Annotated in this window: 23 protein-coding genes and 1 pseudogene; 13 read left to right on the top strand and 11 right to left on the bottom strand. The window is 28.8% G+C overall.

The window, feature by feature from the left end; translation table 11 throughout:
• Complete coding sequence (locus tag QM495_RS04815) at positions 1-906, top strand: bile acid:sodium symporter family protein (RefSeq protein WP_408670977.1); 906 nt, start codon at positions 1-3, stop codon at positions 904-906.
• Entirely contained in the window at positions 907-1,959 is a 1,053-nt protein-coding gene (locus QM495_RS04810; RefSeq protein WP_408670976.1) for a lysophospholipid acyltransferase family protein, read from the top strand.
• On the opposite strand, the gene QM495_RS04805 is transcribed toward QM495_RS04810, so the two are convergent.
• The 4 genes from QM495_RS04805 to QM495_RS04790 form a co-directional block, all read right to left on the bottom strand.
• Positions 1,949-4,867: a glycoside hydrolase family 3 N-terminal domain-containing protein gene (locus QM495_RS04805; protein ID WP_408670975.1), complete on the bottom strand. Its 2,919-nt coding sequence runs from the start codon at positions 4,865-4,867 to the stop codon at positions 1,949-1,951. The genes QM495_RS04810 and QM495_RS04805 overlap by 11 nt on opposite strands.
• Before the next feature lie 29 nt (positions 4,868-4,896).
• Positions 4,897-5,385, bottom strand: a complete 489-nt coding sequence (locus QM495_RS04800; RefSeq protein WP_408670974.1) for an ABC transporter ATPase — start codon at positions 5,383-5,385, stop codon at positions 4,897-4,899.
• Positions 5,386-5,387: 2 nt separating this feature from the next.
• Positions 5,388-6,206: an exonuclease domain-containing protein gene (locus QM495_RS04795; RefSeq protein WP_408670973.1), complete on the bottom strand. Its 819-nt coding sequence runs from the start codon at positions 6,204-6,206 to the stop codon at positions 5,388-5,390.
• 99 nt (positions 6,207-6,305) lie between these two features.
• Positions 6,306-7,154 (bottom strand): PPK2 family polyphosphate kinase, encoded by an 849-nt coding sequence (locus tag QM495_RS04790; RefSeq protein WP_408670972.1) that lies wholly within the window; start codon positions 7,152-7,154, stop codon positions 6,306-6,308.
• A 386-nt stretch (positions 7,155-7,540) separates the two neighbouring features.
• Here QM495_RS04790 and QM495_RS04785 point away from each other — a divergent pair, with 386 nt between their 5' ends.
• Genes QM495_RS04785 through QM495_RS04770 form a run of 4 tightly spaced genes read left to right on the top strand, consistent with a single transcriptional unit; the run spans position 7,541 to position 10,215 of the window.
• Positions 7,541-7,771 carry a ferredoxin family protein gene (locus QM495_RS04785; RefSeq protein ID WP_291805314.1) on the top strand — a complete coding sequence of 77 codons (231 nt, stop codon included), beginning with the start codon at positions 7,541-7,543 and terminating at the stop codon, positions 7,769-7,771.
• Between the two features lie 18 nt (positions 7,772-7,789).
• On the top strand, positions 7,790-8,872 hold the full coding sequence (locus QM495_RS04780; RefSeq protein WP_408670971.1) for a 3-methyl-2-oxobutanoate dehydrogenase subunit VorB: 1,083 nt from the start codon (positions 7,790-7,792) through the stop codon (positions 8,870-8,872).
• A complete protein-coding gene (locus QM495_RS04775; RefSeq protein ID WP_408670970.1) occupies positions 8,873-9,646 on the top strand; it encodes a thiamine pyrophosphate-dependent enzyme in 774 nt (257 codons plus the stop codon).
• 5 nt (positions 9,647-9,651) lie between these two features.
• Positions 9,652-10,215, top strand: a complete 564-nt coding sequence (locus QM495_RS04770) for a 2-oxoacid:acceptor oxidoreductase family protein (protein WP_408670969.1) — start codon at positions 9,652-9,654, stop codon at positions 10,213-10,215.
• A gap of 101 nt (positions 10,216-10,316) precedes the next feature.
• Here QM495_RS04770 and QM495_RS04765 read toward each other — a convergent pair whose 3' ends face one another.
• Entirely contained in the window at positions 10,317-11,267 is a 951-nt protein-coding gene (locus QM495_RS04765) for an NAD(P)H-dependent flavin oxidoreductase (protein ID WP_408670968.1), read from the bottom strand.
• Between the two features lie 109 nt (positions 11,268-11,376).
• Positions 11,377-13,290 carry a molecular chaperone DnaK gene (dnaK, locus tag QM495_RS04760; protein WP_408670967.1) on the bottom strand — a complete coding sequence of 638 codons (1,914 nt, stop codon included), beginning with the start codon at positions 13,288-13,290 and terminating at the stop codon, positions 11,377-11,379.
• Positions 13,291-13,526: 236 nt separating this feature from the next.
• On the opposite strand from dnaK, the pseudogene QM495_RS04755 reads away from it, so the two are divergent.
• From QM495_RS04755 to QM495_RS04745, 3 genes and pseudogenes are all read left to right on the top strand, one after another.
• Positions 13,527-13,714, top strand: a pseudogene (locus tag QM495_RS04755) (serine dehydratase beta chain).
• A 49-nt stretch (positions 13,715-13,763) separates the two neighbouring features.
• Positions 13,764-13,988, top strand: coding sequence for a hypothetical protein (locus tag QM495_RS04750; RefSeq protein WP_408670966.1), 225 nt, complete (start codon positions 13,764-13,766; stop codon positions 13,986-13,988).
• Between the two features lie 79 nt (positions 13,989-14,067).
• Positions 14,068-14,403, top strand: coding sequence for a DUF2853 family protein (locus QM495_RS04745; RefSeq protein ID WP_408670965.1), 336 nt, complete (start codon positions 14,068-14,070; stop codon positions 14,401-14,403).
• Between the two features lie 81 nt (positions 14,404-14,484).
• On the opposite strand, the gene yaaA is transcribed toward QM495_RS04745, so the two are convergent.
• The 4 genes from yaaA to QM495_RS04725 form a co-directional block, all read right to left on the bottom strand.
• Positions 14,485-15,243 carry a peroxide stress protein YaaA gene (gene yaaA, locus QM495_RS04740; RefSeq protein ID WP_408670964.1) on the bottom strand — a complete coding sequence of 253 codons (759 nt, stop codon included), beginning with the start codon at positions 15,241-15,243 and terminating at the stop codon, positions 14,485-14,487.
• Between the two features lie 94 nt (positions 15,244-15,337).
• Positions 15,338-15,970: a CatA-like O-acetyltransferase gene (locus QM495_RS04735; RefSeq protein WP_408670963.1), complete on the bottom strand. Its 633-nt coding sequence runs from the start codon at positions 15,968-15,970 to the stop codon at positions 15,338-15,340.
• Between the two features lie 4 nt (positions 15,971-15,974).
• Positions 15,975-16,991 (bottom strand): RluA family pseudouridine synthase, encoded by a 1,017-nt coding sequence (locus QM495_RS04730; protein WP_408670962.1) that lies wholly within the window; start codon positions 16,989-16,991, stop codon positions 15,975-15,977.
• Positions 16,988-17,581 (bottom strand): PASTA domain-containing protein, encoded by a 594-nt coding sequence (locus QM495_RS04725; protein WP_408670961.1) that lies wholly within the window; start codon positions 17,579-17,581, stop codon positions 16,988-16,990. The genes QM495_RS04730 and QM495_RS04725 overlap by 4 nt, the downstream gene beginning before the upstream one ends.
• A gap of 163 nt (positions 17,582-17,744) precedes the next feature.
• On the opposite strand from QM495_RS04725, the gene QM495_RS04720 reads away from it, so the two are divergent.
• Genes QM495_RS04720 through QM495_RS04705 form a run of 4 tightly spaced genes read left to right on the top strand, consistent with a single transcriptional unit; the run spans position 17,745 to position 21,788 of the window.
• A complete protein-coding gene (locus QM495_RS04720; RefSeq protein ID WP_408670960.1) occupies positions 17,745-18,725 on the top strand; it encodes a D-alanine--D-alanine ligase in 981 nt (326 codons plus the stop codon).
• Positions 18,725-19,180 (top strand): pantetheine-phosphate adenylyltransferase, encoded by a 456-nt coding sequence (gene coaD / locus QM495_RS04715; protein WP_408670959.1) that lies wholly within the window; start codon positions 18,725-18,727, stop codon positions 19,178-19,180. Before QM495_RS04720 ends, coaD begins: the two co-directional genes overlap by 1 nt.
• 9 nt (positions 19,181-19,189) lie before the next feature.
• Positions 19,190-20,938 (top strand): M14 family metallopeptidase, encoded by a 1,749-nt coding sequence (locus QM495_RS04710; protein ID WP_408670958.1) that lies wholly within the window; start codon positions 19,190-19,192, stop codon positions 20,936-20,938.
• Positions 20,939-20,972: 34 nt separating this feature from the next.
• Positions 20,973-21,788, top strand: coding sequence for a DUF1853 family protein (locus tag QM495_RS04705; RefSeq protein ID WP_408670957.1), 816 nt, complete (start codon positions 20,973-20,975; stop codon positions 21,786-21,788).
• A 25-nt stretch (positions 21,789-21,813) separates the two neighbouring features.
• Here QM495_RS04705 and QM495_RS04700 read toward each other — a convergent pair whose 3' ends face one another.
• A complete protein-coding gene (locus tag QM495_RS04700; RefSeq protein WP_408670956.1) occupies positions 21,814-22,707 on the bottom strand; it encodes a LysR family transcriptional regulator in 894 nt (297 codons plus the stop codon).
• Between the last annotated feature and the right edge of the window lie 4 nt (positions 22,708-22,711).

The following is a 22,711-nucleotide window of genomic DNA, read 5'->3' as shown; positions in this document are numbered from 1 at the left end:
ATGCAGGAAAACTTAGATTCTCTTAAAATAAATTTTGATACTGAAGGTTTATGGGTTTTAAACATTACACTAGCACTTATTATGTTTGGTGTTGCGCTTGGAATTACTCTAGATGATTTTAAACGACTATTTAAATCTCCTAAAATTTTATTAACAGGCGTTATTTCTCAATTCTTCCTACTTCCATTTGTTACTTTTATTTTTATAAAATTAGTAAATCCAATGCCAAGTATTGCATTAGGAATGATGATGGTTGCTGCTTGCCCCGGTGGAAACATTTCTAATTTCATGACACAAATGGCTAAAGGAAATGCAGCTTTATCAGTTAGTTTAACCGCTTTTGCTACATTAATTTCTGTAATAATGACTCCTCTTAACTTAGAAATTTGGGGAAATTTGTATGCACCAACAGCTAAAATTCTTCAAACTATAGAATTAGATCCTTTTGAATTAATGAAGTTAGTAACACTAATTTTAGGTGTTCCTCTTATTATTGGAATGCTAGTTCGAAAATACAAATCTGATTTAGCTGCTAAATTATCAAAAATATTGAAACCAATTTCATTAATCATTTTTATGTTATTTATTGTAATCGCTTTTTATGATAATTTTGATATTTTCATAAACTATATTCACTATGTTTTAATTTTAGTCATTGCACATAATATTTTAGCGTTACTTACAGGGTTTTATTTTGCAAAAGCAATGAAATTATCATTTAAAAATCAAAAAACATTATCTATAGAAACTGGAATTCAAAATTCTGGCTTGGGTTTATTATTAATTTTTAGTTTCTTTAATGGGCTTGGCGGTATGGCATTATTAGTTGCTTTTTGGGCAATTTGGGATATATTTTCTGGTTTAGCATTGGCAACTTATTGGTCAAAACAAAAAACAACTAAATAAATGAAAAGCCTTTGGTATTACATAATGAGGGCTTATTTAAAAGTTGGATTGTTTTTTTTACATAAAAAAATAACGGTTGTTGGCAAAGAAAATATTCCTAAAAAAGGTGCAATATTATTTATTGGAAATCACCAAAATGCGCTTATTGACGCTATTTTAATTCCTATAAGTACTAAAAGAGAAATTCACTTTTTAACACGCGCAAGTGCATTTTCAACTAAACTAATTTCTAAATTTTTAGAGTCACTAAATATGATTCCTGTTTATAGAATTAGAGATGGAATTAGTACAATTGAAAGGAATTTAACAATTTTTGAACAATGCTTTAAAATCTTAAATAATGAAGGTGCTATTGAAGTTTTTGCTGAAGGAAATCATGATTTAAAACGCCAAATTCGTCCATTAAAAAAAGGATTTGCTCGTATTATTTTAGGAACACTTAAAAAACACCCAACACTTGAAATTCAAATTGTGCCAATTGGTTTAAATTATAATTCACACTTAAATTTCCCAAGTAGCGTTTCAATACACTATGGTAAACCCATTTTAGCCAATAATTTTATTAATATTGAGAACCCAGATCTTCGATTTAAGGCTATTATTAATGAGGTTTCTTCAGCATTAAAAAAACTTACACTTCATATTGAAAACGATGAAAATTACAATGAAATTATTCAAAAATTAGAAAATTTAAATGTAGATTATACCAATCCTATAAAAACTAACAAATTAGCTAAAAATATTAAAGTCCAATCCGCAAAAGCAATCATTAAAAAACAACAAATAAACTGGTTTACCCCTATTCATTTATTAGCGAAGATTAATAGTGTATTCCCTTTGTTGGTATGGAAATATTTAAAATCAACTATAACAGATGTTGTTTTCACTAATACTTTTAGATTTGCTTTAATTATAACTATTTTTCCTCTATTTTATGTAATTCAATCGGTATTAATATTCTATTTTTTTAATATAAATTATGCTTTAATTTATTTGGTAAGTAGTATTATTTTAGGAATTATAACGACCAAAACAATGGCAGTTAATCTATAATTGCATCTTGAATAAACTGCTGTATTTGAGTTCTTATATTATACTTTATTAAACCTTTATTATTCATTGTTGGGTACACTCTATTTGATAAAAAAACATAAATAATTTCTGTTTCTGGGTCTGCCCAAGCATAAGTACCCGTAAAGCCACTATGCCCAAAACTTTTGTCAGAAACACAGCCACAAGTCGCTTTTTCTCTCTCACGCAATTGAGGTTTATCAAAACCAATGCCTTTCCTCACCTTATTATTTGCATAGTATCTATGATTAAATTTATCCATGGTTTTTGATTGAAAATAACGTTTACCTCCATAATAACCCTTTTGTAAAAACAACTGCATAATTTTGGCAATATCATTGGTATTTGAAAATAAACCTGCATGTCCACCAATACCACCTTGCATTGCTGCTCCCATATCATGCACATACCCATGAACTAATTGGCTTCTATAATAATAATCATTCTCTGTTGGCACAATACTTTTTTTAGAAAATTTATTTAATGGTAAATAAGTAGTTTTATTTGCTCCCAATGAATTATAAAAATGCTGTTGAGTAAGTTTATTTAAATCTTTATGGTAATAATTTTCAATAAAATCCTTAAAAATATAAAATGGTAAATCGCTATATTTATAACCAATTCTTAATCGTTGTTTAGCACTTATAATACTATCCATCATTATAGTTGTATAATCACTTCTTAAAAATAAGTTATCTGCAATTTTAATACTAAAATCATCTGATTTTTTTTCTCTATAAAATTCAATAGAAGGTTGTTGGGTTACACTATCTAATGTGTATAAATAAAATGGAATCCAAGATTTTAATCTACCATAATGAGATAATATTTCCTTCACAGTTAATGTATCTTTATTCGTATTTTTGAATTTTGGTAATAAACTCCCTAAAGCACTTTCTAATTTCAAAGCTCCTTTTTCTTCTAACTCCATAATTAGAGGTAATGTAGCTAATATTTTAGTTAATGAAGCAATATCATAAATATCATTACTGCTTACAGCTACTTCCTTTTTACTTGTATGATAACCAAACTCTTTTTGATAAACTATTTTGCCTTTTCTTGCAACCAACACTTGTAAGCCAGGAGCCATTTTTTCTTTCAGAATAATTTTAGCAATAGAATCTATTTTACTCAATTTTCGACTACTTAAGCCAACATCTTCAGGTACAGAATATGCCAAACGTTTTAATGAAGTTGACATTAAGCCGTGTCCTTTAGAAAATATATTTTTAATTGAAACGGGGAGCTTTCCTTTAGTTTCTAATGCTCCAAAAATCATTTGAGCAGAAATTTCTTGTGAAATTTTACTGTTCTGGTATGAAAGTAATAGTCCGTTTATATTTTCAAAGGTTTTAAGTTGTAGCAAACTATACGGACTTGCAAAAATATCTAAAATCACAGTATTGGTTCTTGCAATTTCTTGCAACCAAACCAATTCTTTATCTTTAAATTTATAGTCTTTCCACGGACTTAAATTAGATGAATGATAACCTACAATTACGAAATTATACGGTATTAATTTTGTAATTAATTCGTTTAAATTTTTACTAGAAACTACATCAACATTCGTATAGTTTTTTAGCATACTTATAAACTCATTATTCTTAGCATCACCCAATTTTACGTATGCTATTTTCTTTTTATCTAAATTTTGAATTGGAAATACTAATGATTCATTTTTTAATAATGTTATCGAGTTTTCAACCAATTTACGATGTAGTAACTCATCAGAAATTGAGTTTAAATCTTCCTGTAAATTTTCCAAATCCACTAATTTAAATTCATTTAAACCAGCCCAATATTTTGCTTTTAATATTTTTCGAACTGAAAAATTTAATCTTTCTTCAGAAATAACATCTTCCTCTAATGCATTTTTAATTTTACCAATTGCTACAGGAACATCTTCAGGTATTAATAACATATCGTTTCCAGCCAATAAAGCAGCTAATTCTATATCTCCAGGTTTTGCAAAATTTGCAACTCCCTTCATATTTAAAGCGTCCGTTAGTATTAAACCTTTAAAATTTAATTGTTCTTTTAATAATTTTGTAACTACTTTATATGAAAATGACGTTGGCAATTCTTCATTAGGCTCTAGTGCTTTAATACTTAAATGAGCAACCATTACACTTGCTAAATCACTATTGCATAATTGTTTATAAGGATATAATTCAATAGAATCTAATCTTTCAAAACTAAAATCTAGTATAGGTAACATTTTATGAGAATCTGTAGCAGTATCTCCATGTCCAGGAAAATGCTTTGCACAAGCTAACACATGTTGACTTTGCATTCCTTTTATAAAAGCCAACGCTTTTTGGGTAACATTTTCTCTTCCTTCTCCAAAAGAACGATTACCAATTATTGGATTTTGAGGATTTGTATTAATATCTACAACAGGTGCAAAATTAATATGAATTCCTAATCGCTTACAGTGTTTCCCTATTTGTTCACCAAAATCTTCAATTAGTTTGTTATTTCTAATAGCACCAAGTGTCATATTCCAAGGAAAACGATAGGTGTTTTTTAAACGCATCTCTAAACCCCATTCACCGTCAAAACCAATAAGTAAAGGAATTTTAGAAATGGATTGGTATTTATTATTTAATTGGGCTTGTTTTTTAGGGGTTCCCTGCATAAAAATAAGTCCGCCTATATGATACTTTTTAATTAAATTTTCAATAAAATCACTATGCTTTTCATTTTTATTTGAATACGCTTGAACCATAAATAATTGACCAATTTTTTCATCAATAGTCATCTTATTCAATAAAGTATCTACCCATTTATTTTGAGCTAATGAATCACTAGCCATTAATGGATTGAACTTTTGTGCTTGCATAAAAACACTAGTTAATAAAATACCTATGAAAAGTATATTTTTTTTCATCGTGTAATTAAATTCGAAAAAAAATAGAATTATTGTGCCAAAAATCGTTTGTGCCAACTTTTGTCAGCTGTTACTTCCCAATTTTCAGATAAATCTCCAATGGTTGAAACCATATTGTTAAACACCACTGTTTTAGAAGTTATTTTATGTTGTTTGGCATATTTTTGAAAATTGGCCATACTAACGATGTTTATATTCTCTTTATGTTTGAATGAGATATTTAATTTATTAGTTAAATCTAGCTGAAATTCTTTTTCAATATCCTTTATAAAATTAACCGAAGCATCAATTGAACAACCAGAAACTTCATTATAATTTTGATCAACCGCTATCATTATAAATTGATTGTATTTAATTTGAAATGAAGCTTTTATTTGATCTCCATGACCTAACCAATCTTCAATAAATTCTTCTGTTTTATCTTTAATTTCAATAACTTCACTCTCAGAAAACGCTCTATTAGATTGGTATATCCAAACTCTTGAAGAATTTTCTAAACTCTCAAAATTCACTAACATCTTTATATTTTTTGATTGAATTTATTTTTTAAATCATCTAAAGTAGTTTCTTTCTTTTTAGGAAATGTTTTCTCTTTTATTTCACTTAATACTTTTTTTGTATATAAAGGAAAATCAGCATTTTGAATCCAAGAAAAATAGCCTTTATCTTTCTTTAAAACATCTTTTACTCTTTGATTTTTATATTTTCCAAACGTGAAAATCTCATCATCTTCATTATTATATTGAATAAACCCTGCAAAATCGGCTCTTTTATTAAATGTTGAATATTCATTTAAAAAATTTACATTATTTTCTAAATCCTCATATTTATCTAATTGTGCTTTCAAAATTTCATAAGTAGCCAATGTATCAGCTTCTGCTGAATGTGCATTTTCTAAACTTTCACCACAATAAAATTTATAACCTGCACTCAACGTTCGTTCTTCTTTTTTATGAAAAATAACTTGTACATCAATTGCTACTCTATCATTCATATCAAAATCAACTTCAGCACGTAGCATTTCCTCTGCTAACAAAGGAATATCAAATCTATTTGAATTAAAACCCGCCAAATCACAACCTTCAATAAGTTCACTTACTTGTAGTGCTAGTTCATTAAAAGTTGGCTCTGCAACAACTTTTTCATTAGTAATTCCATGAATATCTGAAGATTCCTTTGGTATTTCCATTTCTGGATTTACCAACCAAGTTTTACTTTCTTTATTTCCATTTGGAAATATTTTTAGTATTGAAATTTCAACAATTCTATCTTTTGCAATATTAATACCTGTTGTTTCTAAATCGAAAAATACAATTGGTTTTTCTAATTTTAATTCCATAGTGAATTTTAAATAATTAAGATGTAAATATACAATTTGTAATTTATGATTTATGCTTTTAGATAAGTAGTTTTATTGATTTTTTAATAAAATTTTAAATTACTCACTTTCAAGTTGTTTTTTATAATTTTCTATTTCTACTTGGTACTTTTTGGGGAGTTTAGGCTCTTTAAAATTATATGTTTTTAAGGATTTTAAAATTGTTTCTGCAACTAACAGCCTAGTTGTTGGCTTATCATCAGCGGGAATTATAAACCAAGGAGCATTTTCTTTTGACGTTTTGTTTAACAAATCTTCATAACAAAATCTATATTCATCCCAAAGTTTACGCTCTTTTAAATCGCCTGGTGAAAATTTCCAATTTTTTTCTTTTAGACGCAATCTTCTTAACAACCTATTTTTTTGTTCTTCTTTAGAAAGATTTAAAAAGAATTTTAAAATGATAGTCCCATTATTTACAATATGCTCTTCAAAGTTATTTATTTCTTCCATCCTATTCGTAAAAAAATCATCATCTAACACCGCAACACTTGTTGCTGCAGGTATATTTTCTCCAATAATATATTCAGGATGTACACGTGTTACTAAAACATTTTCATAATGAGTTCTATTAAAAATTCCTATTTTCCCTCTTTCTGGTAATGCTATATAATGACGCCATAAATAATCATGTTTTTTTTCTAATTCTGAAGGCACTTTAAAACTATGAACGTTAATACCTTGCGAGTTAACATCTTTAAAAACTTCTCTAATTAAACTATCTTTTCCTGATGTATCCATGCCTTGTAAACAAATTAAAACAGCGTATTTTCCTTCAGCATACATTGTATTTTGAAGTTTACTAAGCTCTTTTCTTATTTTTTTTAGCTTTTTTTCCGCATTTTTATCAACTACTTTTGTGGTAGTTTCTCTTAAATTTACTGTATTATTAACTTTATATTTATTCATTTTACTAAATTTTAGGTAGATTTATTTACCAATTTCAATTAAAAACCAACTAATATTATTTTAGGATATTTTCAAAGTTTTTAATATTTCTATTTTACATTATTTTTATCGAAAATACTAGATAATAAAGAATTAGTGAAATTATACAGCTTTTTATTCAAAATATATTTGATAATTAAAACTAAATTTAAAAAATACAGATTGCAATTAGTAGTAAAACAAACACTTACAAATAGAAAAAAACTTAAAACTTTTCAATATTTAGAGTGCAAACTATTAATGATAATTACCTCAGATTGACATTTATCATAGTTATTACAACGTTTTCGTTATATCTTTGAGGATAATAAAATTACAACGTATTATTTATATATAAAATTATTAATATGGCAAAAGTTAAAGGAGCAATTGTAGTAGATAATGAAACATGTAAAGGATGTGAGGTTTGTATACCTGTTTGTCCTGAAGATGTAATTAGTATGTCAACCGAAGTAAATAGAAAAGGATATCACTATGCATATATGAGTAACCCTGAAGCATGTACAGGTTGTACAAACTGTGGAATTGTTTGCCCAGATAGAGCAATATCAGTGTATAGAGTAAAAGTTCAAGCATAAATTAATAAACGAATTAGAATGGCGGAATTAAAATTAATGAAAGGTAACGAAGCATTGGCTGAAGCTGCAATAAGAGCAGGAGCTGACGCTTATTTTGGCTACCCAATTACACCACAATCTGAAGTTATTGAATATTTAATGGCAGAGCGTCCTGAAAAAAGAACGGGAATGGTTGTATTACAAGCAGAAAGTGAAATAGCAGCAATAAATATGGTGTATGGTGCTGCCAGCACTGGTAAAAAAGTATTAACATCTTCATCTAGTCCCGGTATATCTCTTAAATTAGAAGGAATATCATATTTAGCAGGTGCTGAATTACCAGCAGTTATTGTAAATGTTGTTAGAGGTGGCCCTGGTTTAGGAACAATTCAACCTTCACAAGCCGATTATTTTCAATCTGTAAAAGGTGGTGGACATGGTGATTACAAATTATATGTATTAGCACCAGCATCAGTGCAAGAAATGTCTGATTTTGTTGAAGACGCTTTTGATATTGCTTTTAAATATAGAGCTCCTGTATTAATTCTTTCCGATGGTCTAATAGGTCAAATGATGGAAAAAGTAAATTTAAAAGACCAACAACCTCGATTGACAGATGAAGAACTTATTGAAAAATATGGAGATTGGGCAACTACTGGAAAACCAAAAACACGTGAACGTAATATTATTACTTCACTTGATTTACAATCAGAAAAAATGGAGGCTAGAGTTCGTCGTTTAATGAAAAAATACGAACAAATGGAAAAAGAAGATTTACGCTATGAAAAAATAATGTGTGATGATGCAGAATATTTAATTGTAGCTTATGGATCAAGTGCAAGAATTAGTCAGAAGGCTGTTGAATTGGCTCGTAAAAAAGGCTTAAAAGTTGGTTTATTAAGACCTATTACTTTATTCCCTTACCCTAAACAAGAGTTGTTTGAATTAGCTGATCAGGTAAAAGGTATATTAAGTGTTGAGTTAAATGCAGGACAAATGGTTGAAGATGTTAGACTCTCTGTTGAGTTTAAAGTACCTGTTGAACATTTTGGTAGAACTGGAGGAATTATTCATACTCCTGAAGAAATTCTTGAAGCATTAGAACAAAAAATCATAAAATAAATGGACATATTAGATATTATAAAACCAGAAAACCAAGTATTTTGTAAAACAAAATTAATGACCGACACACCCTTGTCTTATTGTCCTGGTTGTGGTCATGGTACTGCGCATAATTTAACCATGGAAGTGATTGATGAAATGGGAATCCAAGAAGATACTATTGGTGTTGCTCCAGTTGGTTGTTCTGTTTTAGCTTACGATTTTATGAATATTGATATTACACAAGCTGCTCATGGACGTGCACCTGCTGTTGCTACAGCTATTGCTAGAACTTGGCCAGAGAAATATGTATTTACCTACCAAGGTGATGGTGATTTAGCAGCCATAGGAACAGCAGAAACAATCCACGCTTGTAATAGAGGTGAAAATATTGTTATTATTTTTATTAATAATGGTATTTATGGAATGACTGGTGGACAAATGGCTCCAACTACTTTAGAAGGAATGAAATCTTCAACCTCACCCTATGGGAGAGAAATTGAAACAATGGGATCTCCTTTAAAAATGACTGAATTAGTTGCAAATTTACCTGGTGTATATTATGTAACTCGTCAAGCAGTTCACAATCATAAAAGTGTGAGAAAAGCTAAAAAAGCAATTAGAAAAGCTTTTGAAAATACACGCCTTAAAAAAGGGCTTTCGTTTGTAGAAATTGTATCAAACTGTAATTCAGGTTGGAAAATGACACCTAATGAATCTAATATTTGGATGGAAGAAAATATGTTTCCATACTTTCCTCTTGGAGATATTAAAGTTAATGGTAAATTAAAATAAAAATTATGACAGAAGAAATTATAATAGCAGGTTTTGGTGGTCAAGGAGTACTATCAATGGGGAAAATATTAGCCTATTCTGGCATAATGCAAGATCAAGAAGTTAGTTGGATGCCATCGTATGGACCAGAAATGCGTGGTGGTACTGCAAACGTAACCGTTATTTTAAGCGATGATAAAATTAGTTCTCCATACTTACAAATATTTGATACTGCCATTATTTTGAATCAACAATCAATGGATAAATTTGAAGAAACTGTGAAACCTGGAGGCATTTTATTATATGACCCTAATGGTATTTCTCATCATCCTACAAGAACTGATATTAACATTTTCCAAATTGAAGGTACAAAATTAGCTACTGAAATGGGAAACAAAAAAATATTTAATATGGTGGTATTAGGTGCATTTCTAAAAGTAAAACCTATTGTTAAATTAGATAATGTAATTGAAGGATTAAAAAAATCTTTATCTGAACGATATCATCATTTAATACCATTAAATAAAGAAGCTATTACTATGGGAATGAATAAAGTTACCCCATTAAAAGTTACTGAAAACATTTCATAACTTAGATTTTAATTGTTAGTTAATTAAAGATTCGATTACTTTTCTTTCTTATTAAGAATAAAGTAATCGAATTTTTAATTATAAATCTAATACAAGTAATTTTACCTCACTAAATTCTCTATTATTTCTTTAACCGGTAAAATAGCCTTGGTATACTCAATACTTGGTCCAGCAACCCAAACTGTTTTATACGTAGCTTTTGTGGCTGCATTTGTAACGGTATTTGTGCCAATTAAAAAACGAATTAGTTTTACCCATTTTTTTAGTTTCTTATTCTTGTTTAAAAATGATTCTATCCAAGATTGTTTTGTCCCAATTTTCTGAACATAAGGTGTATTTATAACCGTACAAGGAGTTCCAGAAATTCTTTCTGTCATTATTATATCATCAGCTCCGTTATCAACACAGGCTTGTTTATATTCCGCTGTTACGCTAGCTTCCAAAGAAGCTATAAACGGACTTCCAACTGAAACGCCTTCAGCTCCATAACTTAACATTTTATCAATATCTGCTTTACAACCAACGCCACCAGCTGAAATTACAGGAATGGTACAGTTTTTAACTAGTTCAGTTATTAAATCTTTGGGTGAAATAGCTCCTCTATGACCACCTGCTTCATTATTTACAGCAATAATAGCATCTGCTCCTAAACTTTCAACTTTTTTAGCAAATTTTAAATCGGTTACATCGCAAAATACTTTAATATTCTTTTTATGAGCTTGATTTATAGTTTCCTCAGGACTACCCAACGACGTAATTATAAAATCTACACCTTCTTCACAAATTACCTTTAACTGATCTTTATATTTAATATTTGATTTATTCACAATAAGGTTAAACCCAAACGAACCTCCTTCAAGTTTTGCTGTTCTTAGTTCTTTTATTGCGACTCTTAATTCTTTAAGAGTTTTATAATTTAAAGCCGGAATACAACCCGCAATACCACTTTTCATAGCTTCAATTACCATTTTAGTATTTGACACTAAAAACATTGGTGCTTGAATTATTGGGTATTTAATGTTTAAAAGTTTATTTAATTTAACACTTTTCATTTTGGTGATTTTTTCAAATATACTAAATATTATGCGTGCATAACAATTTGATTTTAACAAAAAAAACACTTCCATTAAGGAAGTGCTTTTTAAAATATTTCAACCAATATTATTTATCTTCTTTTACCTCTTCAAAGTCAACATCTTCAACATTATCATTTTCATCTTTAGGTTGTTCATTTCCAGCATCACCAGTTGGTGCACCTTGCCCTTCAGTCTCTTGTTGTGCTTTATACATTTCTTCACTTGCTACTTTCCAAGCTTCATTTATCTTTTCCATTGCGGCATCAATTTGTACAATATCTTTAGATTCGTGTGCTTTTTTTAATTCTGTAAGTGCAGCTTCAATTGGATCTTTTTTATCTGCTGATAATTTATCTCCAAACTCTTTTAATTGCTTTTCTGTTTGAAAAATCATAGAATCAGCTCCATTAATTTTTTCAGCAACTTCTTTTGCATTTTTATCAGCATCAGCATTTGCTTCAGCATCAGCTTTCATTTTTTGGATTTCTTCATCCGTTAAACCAGAAGAAGCTTCAATTCTAACATCTTGTGTTTTATTAGTAGCTTTATCTGTAGCTGCTACGTGAATAATACCGTTCGCATCAATATCAAAAGTTACTTCAATTTGTGGAGTTCCTCTTTGTGCTGGTGGGATACCTTCTAAATGAAAACGACCAATTGTTTTATTATCTGCTGCCATTGCACGTTCACCTTGCAGTACATGAATTTCCACAGATGGCTGATTATCCGCAGCTGTTGAAAATACTTGCGATTTTTTTGTTGGAATGGTTGTATTAGCATCAATTAATTTAGTCATTACATTTCCCATAGTTTCAATACCTAAAGAAAGTGGCGTAACATCTAATAATAATACATCTTTCACATCTCCTGTTAAAACCCCTCCTTGAATTGCTGCACCTACTGCAACAACCTCATCTGGATTTACACCTTTTGAAGGTGCTTTTCCGAAGAATTTTTCAACTGCTTCAACAACCGCAGGAATACGAGTTGAGCCACCAACTAAAATAATTTCATCTATATCACCTGTTGATAATCCTGCTGCATTTAACGCTGTTTTACAAGGTTTAATAGTTCTTTTTACTAAATCATCAATTAATTGTTCAAATTTAGCTTTTGTTAAACTACGTACCAAGTGTTTTGGGCCGCTTGCAGTTGCAGTAACATACGGTAAATTTATTTCAGTAGTTGCAGAAGATGATAATTCAATCTTTGCTTTTTCAGCGGCTTCTTTTAAACGCTGTAAAGCCATAGGATCTTTTCTTAGATCTATATTTTCTTCAGCTTTAAACTCTTCAGCTAACCAATCTATAATTTTTTGATCAACATCATCACCACCTAAATGTGTATCACCATCAGTAGCTAATACTTCAAAGACACCATCTCCTAATTCTAATATGGAAACATCATGTGTTCCTCCACCAAAATCAAATACTGCAATTTTTTTATCTTCATTTTTCTTGTCTAAACCATAAGCTAGTGCTGCAGCTGTAGGTTCATTAATAATACGACTTACTTTTAAACCTGCAATTTCACCTGCTTCTTTAGTTGCTTGGCGTTGCGCATCGTTAAAATATGCTGGTACTGTTACAATTGCTTCAACAACTTCAGTTCCTAAATAATCTTCTGCTGTTTTCTTCATTTTTTGAAGAATCATTGCAGAAATTTCTTGTGGTGTATACAATCTTCCATCAATATCAACACGTGGTGTGTCATTATCTCCTTTAACCACTTTATAAGGTACGCGTTCTGCTTCCATTTTAGATTCAGAATACTTATTACCCATAAAACGTTTAATTGAATAAATTGTTTTTAAAGGGTTTGTTACCGCTTGTCTTTTTGCAGGATCTCCTACTTTTCTTTCACCACCTTCAATAAATGCAACAATAGAAGGTGTTGTTCTTTTTCCTTCTGCATTTGGAATTACAACAGGCTCATTTCCTTCCATTACAGAAACGCAAGAGTTGGTAGTTCCTAAATCTATTCCTATAATTTTACTCATAACTATATATTTAATTTTTTGTTTTTAATTTTTTTTAAACTCACATCAACAAATAGTCAATGATTATGCCATTAGAAAAAATATGTCAAGTTGTCACAATTAATATAAAACATTTGTTTATTTGTCACTGAAATAGCGCAAAAGTAAAATAGCTTCTATTATTGACATTATATTTTACAAAAGCATATATTTAAGCACTAAAAATGGAGTGTATTTTAATATTTGATATGCTTTAAATAGGTGTTGAACCTTCAAGTTCACATACTTTAGGACCTTGGCGCGCAGCTGGAAGATGGATAAATCACTTAAAAAAATTAAAGTTGATTTATATGGTTCACTATCATTAACCAGTAAAGGTCACGCTACAGATTTAGCCATTCTTTTAGGCTTAGAATGTAAAGATCCAGAATATGTTTCTAGTTAATGTGCACTTCTTATTGATAATATTAAAAAGTTAAACTCTATTAATTTTGGTGGACATAATTATAATCGATTTTAATCCTTCAACCGATATTATTTTCAATAGAGAGTTTTTACCATTTCACTCAAATGGTATAAAATTTATAGGACTTAATAAAACTACTAAAATTTACAATACTTTTCCATTCCCAATTCAAAAGGTAAAAAATATGAACTCCAAATACAAAGAAATTTTAGAAGGAGATTTCGCAGTAAGTATAAATATAGCAGATTGTTAGCATAAAATTACTTCATGCAAATAATATTTTTTATATTTGATTATAAGAACTTTATTATTAATAAAAAAATTTGTTATTCATGAGTAAATTTGATGAAAAAATAGCACTTTATCAAGGTGCAATGAAAGATTTAGGGATTAGCTTTGATGCTGATTTATTTGCAAAAGTTACTAAAGGTTTAGGACCTTCAATCTACAAAAAAGATGCTGAAACTGTATCTGGGTCAGATGCTAAAGAACTTGCAACTGTAAAAAACAACTTTTTAATAAAAAAGTTAGGACTTTCAGATGATGCTAAATTAGATAATGCTATCGCCACTGTTATGGGGAAAATGGGGAAATCTAACCGTAATAAATATAGAGCAATTGTTTATTATTTATTAGTAAAAGAATTAGATCAAGAATCTAAATACTAAATATTACCATTCTTACTAAAATAAAAGCCCGCTAAAAGCGGGCTTTTATTTTATATTAATTGAATTAGAATTTTCATAAAATTATCGAGTAAATACTAATTCACTTTCAGAAGATAAATTGGCGTCGAAAGCATAACCTTCATAATTAAAACCTTTTAAATTTTCTGTATTTTCAATATTATTATTAATAATATAACGCACCATTAACCCTCTTGCCTTTTTTGCGAAAAAACTAATTATTTTAAGTTTCCCATCTTTATAATCTTTAAAAACAGGCGTAATTACAGGCACTTTTAAAAGATTCGGTTTAACTACTTTAAAATATTCGTTACTTGCTAAATTTACAAAAACTTCATTTTCTACTAATTCTTCATTGATAGCTTTGGTGACTGATTCTCCCCAAAACTGATACAAATTATTTTTTCTACTAACTTTTAGTTTTGTTCCCATTTCTAAACGATATGGTTGCATTAAATCTAATGGTTTCAATACTCCATATTGACCAGATAAAATTCTTAATTTATGTTGAAGTTGCTCTAGCTGATTTTCAGAAAGTGTGTACGCATCTAATCCAATATAAACGTCACCTTTAAAAGCAAAAACAGCTTGCTTTGCATTTTCTAAGGTAAATGGCAAATGCCAATCTTGATTTCGTTGCCAATTTAATTCTCCTAATTTTGGAGATATACTCATTAATTCTGATAATTTTTTAGGTGATTTCTTTTTTAAAACAGCATTTAATATTGAGGCTTCATTTAAAAAAAATCCTTGTGTGAATTTTGAAGTTGGAGTTTGAGTTTCAAAATCTAATGATTTGGCTGGTGAAATTACAATTTTCATTTTTTATGATTTACTTCTAGTGTAAAATTACCACTATTTTACTATTATAAATACAACTATTAATTCAATACAATTATTCTGAAATAAATAAAATTTATACTAGCCCATGAATATATTCTTGCATCTTCTTATAAAGAATTCCTACTTGAACCCCATCCATTAATGCGTGGTGAACTTCAACAGAAAAAGGTATTTTTTTTAGATTGTTTTCATCAAATAATTTTCCGAAAACAATTTTTGGAATTCCTTTTGTTCTTTCATCTCCATTTCTTGCATGTTTAAAACTTGTGAATGAAACCCAAGGCAAAGTTGTACAGTGTACTAAATTTAAACCTTCTCCTTTAGGTTCAAACTTTTCTACCTTTTTATGATGATTTTCAATAACTACTTTTCCCTTTTCTATAAATTCAATTAAATTAGGTTGATTTTCAAAATAACAAAACGAAAAGGTTTCATTATCATTTAATATAGTTGAGCCAATATCTAGTTCATCAAACAAATAAACTTCTCCATTTTTAAACCGTAATTTAAATTCCATAATTTCATTCATAGCCTTTAATGCTACGTACAAACAAGCCAATGAAAATGATAATTTATGCTTTTTACAATAAACATAAAGGTTGGTAACTTCTAAATTTGCAGTTAAATTAAAAAATGGATCCTCATACTCTTTAAAAAAATTAAATTGTGTTTTTCGGTTCCATTTATCAATATCAAACTTTTTCATTTTATTACTTTTGATTTAAGGTATATGCCCTCCATTTTTCTAAACATTGCTCAATGTCTTGAGGTATATCGCAATTAAACCTTAAAAATTCTTTAGTTATTGGATGCTCAAAACCTAATGTTTTGGCGTGCAAAGCTTGCCGAGGTAAAATCTTAAAACAATTTTCTACAAACTGCTTATATTTTGTAAATGTTGTTCCTTTTAAAACCGCATTACCTCCATAACGTTCGTCATTAAAAAGTGTGTGGCCAATATGCTTAAAATGTGCTCTAATTTGATGGGTTCTTCCAGTTTCTAATTTACATTGAACTAAGGTAACGTAACTAAAACGCTCCAAAACTTTATAATGTGTTACCGCATGTTTTCCAAAATCACCTTCTGGAAAAACATTCATTTGAAGTCTATTTTTTAAACTTCTACCAATATTTCCTTCAATTTTACCTTCGTCTTCTTCAATATTTCCCCAAACTAGTGCATAGTACAAACGCTCTGTAGTTCTGTTAAAAAATTGTTTTGATAAATGAGCCATTGCAAATTCAGTTTTTGCAATAACTAATAAACCACTGGTATCTTTATCAATTCTATGCACTAACCCAGGACGTTCATTTGAGTTTGTTGGTAAATTTTCTATATGATGAATTAAAGCATTTACCAAAGTACCACTATAATTCCCGTGACCTGGATGTACCACCATTCCAGCTGGTTTATTCACCACCATCACTTGGTCATCTTCAAATAAAATATCTAAAGGAATATCTTCTGCAACTAATAAATTTTCATGTGGTGGATGCGATAAAACAACACGAACCACATCATTTGGCTTTACCTTATAATTAGATTTTACAGGTATTTCGTTTACTAAAACATTGCCAGCTTTAGCTGCTTGTTGTATTTTATTCCGTGTAGAATTTTCAATAAAATTCATTAAAAATTTATCCACTCTCAAAGGTTCTTGACCTTCGTGAGCTACATACCTAAAATGCTCGTAAAACTCATCTTTTTCTAATTCTTCAACATTCATTCCTTTTCCTTTGCTTTACTTGGTTTATACTGTCCACGTCCTCTTCCATCACCTAATTTTAATGTAATCACAGAATTTTTAGGGATTTTATCACCAGCTTTTACATCTTTTCCCATAAACCTTAATCCTCGCACAACATCTTTAGCAATATCCGATACATGTAAATCTTTCGAGTTAACTCTAAATCCAATAGCTAATAACTGAGAATTTGCTTGTCTTTTTGTTTTACCATATAAATCCGGAACCTGAACATCTGCATAATTTGATGGATTTAACGTTAAATAAATTTTTCGCCCTTCTTTTACAAAATCACCAGCCTCAGGATCTTGAGAAATTACCGACTTATTTGGATAATTAGGGTTATAACTAGCAGAATCAATTACTATTAAATTTAAATCTAGCTCATTTAACGTCTCTTCAACCTTACTTAAACTCATTTTTTCCAAATTTGGAACTTCAATTTTTTGATTGTGATTTGTTGTAATATCTATCCATTTCATTACAGCAAAAATAAATAAAGTAAGCCCCACAACAGCAAATAGTAGTTGTTTTGCAAAGGTTTTAGATATCATAAATTGAAAAAGACTCATATTCTATTTTTAAATTTTGAGCAAAGATACTTTATAAATACCAACTTCCAAACTACCAAGTATTGTAGTTTTAGTATTGAATTATAGTTTTTTTCAAAAGTACTCAACAACTTTAAACATTAAATATGTAAGTTTGTAATTACGGTTTAACTATAAACATAAAATGAGAAAAAATATTGCCATAATAATGGGTGGTTATTCTTCGGAAGTTGATATCTCTTTAAAGAGTGGAACTATTGTTTATCAAAATATTTCAAAAGAATTATACAATACTTACAAAGTTCATATTCTTAGAAATAAATGGGTACTTGTTAACGAAAATGATGAAGAGTTTCCTATTAACAAACACGATTTTTCTACTGAAATAAATGGTATGAAAATAAATTTCGATGGTGTTTTTAACGCCATTCACGGACATCCTGGTGAAGATGGAACTATTTTAGCTTATTTCGATTTAATTGGTTTAAAACATACTTCAGCTCCATTTTACCAAATGGCTTTAACATTCAATAAACGTGATACATTAAGCATTGTAAAACAATCTGGTATAAAAACTGCAACTTCATATTACTTAGATAAAAATGAATTTATTAATGTTGAAAAAATTATTGAAAAAGTTGGGCTACCTTGTTTTGTAAAACCTAACAATGCGGGCTCTAGCTTTGGAATTTCAAAGGTTAAAACTTCTAAAGAAATAATTCCAGCAATTGAAAAGGCTTTTAAAGAAGATTCACAAATTTTAATTGAAGAATTTCTAGATGGTCCAGAAATTACAATTGGTGTTCTAAATTATAAAAATGAAGTAAAAGTATTACCAATGACTGAAATAGTTACTTACAATGATTTTTTTGATTATGAAGCAAAATATTTAGGAAAATCTGAAGAAATAACTCCTGCAAGAATTTCTGATAAAATTCATAAAAAATTAGAGAAAACAGCTAAAAAGGTATATAAAATTCTAAATTTAAGTGGTTTTTCAAGAGCTGAATATATTTTAGTAAATAATGAGCCTCACTTTTTAGAAATAAATATGGTACCCGGTTTAACAAATGAAAGTTTAATTCCACAACAAGCTGCTGAAGCAGGTATCAATTTACAAGAACTTTTTCATAACGCCATTGAAATGGCTTTAAATAAACAATAATGAAAAGAGCTATTTTTCCAGGGTCGTTTGATCCAATAACATTAGGACACGTTGATATTATTAATAGAGCATTACCGCTTTTTGATGAAATAATTATTGCAATTGGTATTAATACTGAAAAAAAATACATGTTTACGCTAGAAGAACGTGTGAAATTTATTAAGGAAAATTATAGCAATGAACCTAAAATAAAAGTTGAAACATACACAGGTTTAACTATTGATGTTTGCAATAAATTTAATGTCGATTTTATTTTAAGAGGTTTAAGAAATCCTGCCGATTTTGAATTTGAAAAAGCAATTGCTCAAACAAATAGAAAAATGTCAACAATAGAAACTGTTTTTCTATTAACCTCGGCAGATACGTCCTTTATAAGCTCAAGTATTGTGCGCGATATTCTTAGAAATGGTGGAAACGTTGAAGGTTTTGTACCTAAAAGTGTACTCCAAAAATAAACCTGTTTTATGAAAAAAATAAGCTGCCTAATTCTAGTTCTTCTATTTTCTTGTACCAATCAAACAAAAAATTCAACGTTTGATTTTACTACAAAATTTGAAAAATCCTCAAGAACTGAAACAGCAACTTATCAAGAAACAATTGAGTATTATAAAAATTTAGCTGCTATTTACCCTGAGATTTCCTTAATTAAAATGGGAGAAACAGACAGTGGTTTACCTTTACATTTAGTCGTTTTTAACAGCGCAAAAGAATTCGATTTTTCCAAAATAAAAAACAGTTCTAAAAATATTATTTTAATAAATAATGGAATTCACCCTGGAGAATCTGATGGGATAGATGCTACAATGATACTTTTACGTAATATTGTTCAAGATTCAAAAAAAATAAAACAGTTAGAAAATATAATTTTAGCCGTAATTCCAATTTACAATGTTGGGGGTTCTTTAAATAGAAATAGCACTACACGCACCAACCAAAGTGGGCCAAAAGAGTATGGTTTTAGAGGAAATACGAGGAATTTTGATTTAAATAGAGATTTTATTAAAGCTGACACTAAAAATGCACGTGCATTTGCTAAAATTTTTCATACTGTAAATCCCGATATTTTTGTAGATAATCACGTAAGTAACGGAGCTAATTATCAATATGCAATTACACACTTATTTACTCAACATAATAAATTAGGTAACGATTTAGGAGAATTTATTGAAACTAAAATGAGACCCGCTATTGAAGCGTCTTTACTAAAAAAGAATATCTCAATAACGCCTTATGTAAATGTTTGGGGTAAAACTCCCGAAGAAGGATTTAGCCAATTTTTTGATTCTCCACGTTATTCAAGCGGTTATACAACATTATTCAATACGTTAGGTTTAATGATTGAAACACATATGCTAAAACCTTACAAACAACGTGTTGAACAAACATATAGTTTTATGGAAAGTATCATAGCATTCACTATTAAAAATGGAACAAAAATAAAAGAACTTCGGAAAAATGCTATTTCAAAAATTTTGGAACATAAAACATATCCTATTGCTTATAAATTAGATAAAAATACGTTTACTACGTTACAATTTAAAGGTTACGAAAGTAGTTTTATTGATAGTAAAGTAACTAATGGAAAACGTTTATTTTACGATAAGTCTAAACCCTATATAAAACCTATAAAATATTACAATGAGTTTAAAGCTTCAAAAGAAATTAAGATTCCAAAAGCATATATTATAAAGCAAGGTTGGTGGAAAATTTTAGCCCGATTAAATGACAATAACATTGAGTATTCTATCCTTAAAAAGGATACTTCATTTATTGTTAATGAACAGCATATTAAAAATTACGAAACAAGTTCAAGACCGTATGAAGGTCATTATTTGCATTATAATACTGAAGTAAAGTCGACTCAAAAAATAGTAAATTTTCAAAGAGGTGATATTTACATCCCTGTAAATCAACAAGGTTTGCGATATATACTTGAAACTTTAGAAGCCGAAGCAACAGATTCATTTTTTAATTGGAATTTTTTCGATACAATTCTTCAGCAAAAAGAAGGTTATTCAGCGTATGTTTTTGAAGATATTGCGGAAGATTTTTTAATAAATAATGAAGCAATAAAAGATTCTTTAAACTCTAAAATGTTAATGGATTTAAATTTTGCAAAAAATCCTAGAGCACAATTAGATTTTGTTTATAAAAACTCTCCACATTATGAATTAGCACATTTAAAATTGCCTATTTATAAAGTTTATAATTAATTTCAACAGCTAATTCTAGATTAGTAAAATGTAAATGGATTTAAATTCTAAAGATATTCAACTACAGTATGAAGGGTTTCTTAACACTCAGCAATTATGGATTAGTGATGTTGTTTTTGGCTTAACTCAAATAGAAATTCCTATAGAAAAATATTCAAAATTTAATGCTACAATTTTAAAAAATCTTCGCTTAGGAAAACGTGTAGAACGCTTTGTTAAAAATGAACTTGAGAAAATTTCATCAATTAAAATAGTAGCAGAAAACGTTCAAATACAACATAATAAAATTACAGTTGGAGAAATTGATTTTATTATTCAACAACACAAAACACCAATTCATCTAGAAGTTGTTTATAAATTTTACTTGTACGATGAAACAGTTGGAAATACAGAATTAGAACATTGGATTGGACCAAATAGAAAAGATAGTTTGGTGAAAAAACTAACAAAGTTGAAAGAAAAACAATTACCATTAATTTTTCGTTCTCAAACAAAACCATATCTAGATAAACTTCAAATTGATACCAAAAAAATAGAACAGCAAGTTTATTTTAAAGCTCAATTATTTGTTCCTTACAACTTAAAAAAATCTTCTTTTAATTTGATAAATAATGAATGTATTAAAGGATTTTATATTTCTTTTGATAGACTTATAGAATTTAAAAATTGCAAATTTCACATTCCTACAAAAATAAATTGGTTACAGAAAGTTCAAGTACAAACAAGTTGGAAAACTTATAACCAAATTTCATCAAAAATTGAACTCTTAATTCAAAATCAAACTTCGCCATTATGCTGGTTAAAATATTCTAATGGAGAGGTTGATGCATTTTTTATTGTTTGGTGGTAACAAAATTTCAAATGCTATTGAATAATTAAATATTAATTCCGTTCATTAAACTTAAAATAGTAGTCAACATAGGATTTCTATTGTTTTTATCCCAAATAACAGATAAAACAGTACGCTGAGGAATCATATCTAATTCAATAAACTTAATATTTAAATTATTTTTTTGTTGTAAAGATTTTGGTACAATTGAAATTCCAAAATTATTCTCTACCAATTTATATATAGAACTTGCATGAATTGTATTATGCGACACCAATGGAACAAATCCACTATCATCAAAAATCTGCATTACTTTTTCGTAATAAGAAGCGCTATAGTTAGAATCGAATAAAATAAAAGACTCATCTTTTAATTGCTTTAAACTATTAAAATTATGGTTATTAATTACGTGATTTTTTGGCAACACTAAACAAAATGGTTCTTTTAAAACTGGGAGAATGTTTAAACTTCTAGGCACTCTTTCTAACCTAACAAAACCCATATCAATATCTTGTGCTAACAAACCTTCAATTTGTTTATCATTATCCATTTCAGTTAAACTAAACAACACCTCTGGATATTCATTTCTAAAATTCAGCAATAAACCTGGGATAATTTTCTGCATTGCCGAACCTACATAACCTAATTTTAAATTCCCAAACTTCCCTTTATCTAATAATTTTGCATGCTCAAAAATATAGTCTAATTTTTTTAAATGTATAGAAAGTTCATTTTTTAAATATTCTCCTGTTTTGGTTAATTTTACCTTTCTATTATTTCGTTCAAATAGTTTAATTCCCAAATCCTCTTCCATTTGTTTAATTTGCCTGCTTAGCCCGGGTTGTGAAATATACAAGCGTTCTGCTGCTTTTCTAAAATGTAAATCTTCAGCAACTGCTAGAAAATAATTTATATGCCTCAATGCTATTTGATTACTCATAGTT

The organism is Lutibacter sp., from assembly GCF_046055765.1.
Classification (GTDB): Bacteria; Bacteroidota; Bacteroidia; order Flavobacteriales; family Flavobacteriaceae; genus Lutibacter.
The sequence above is the reverse complement of the archived record's forward strand: the minus strand, read 5'-3'. Positions and strand labels throughout refer to the sequence as shown.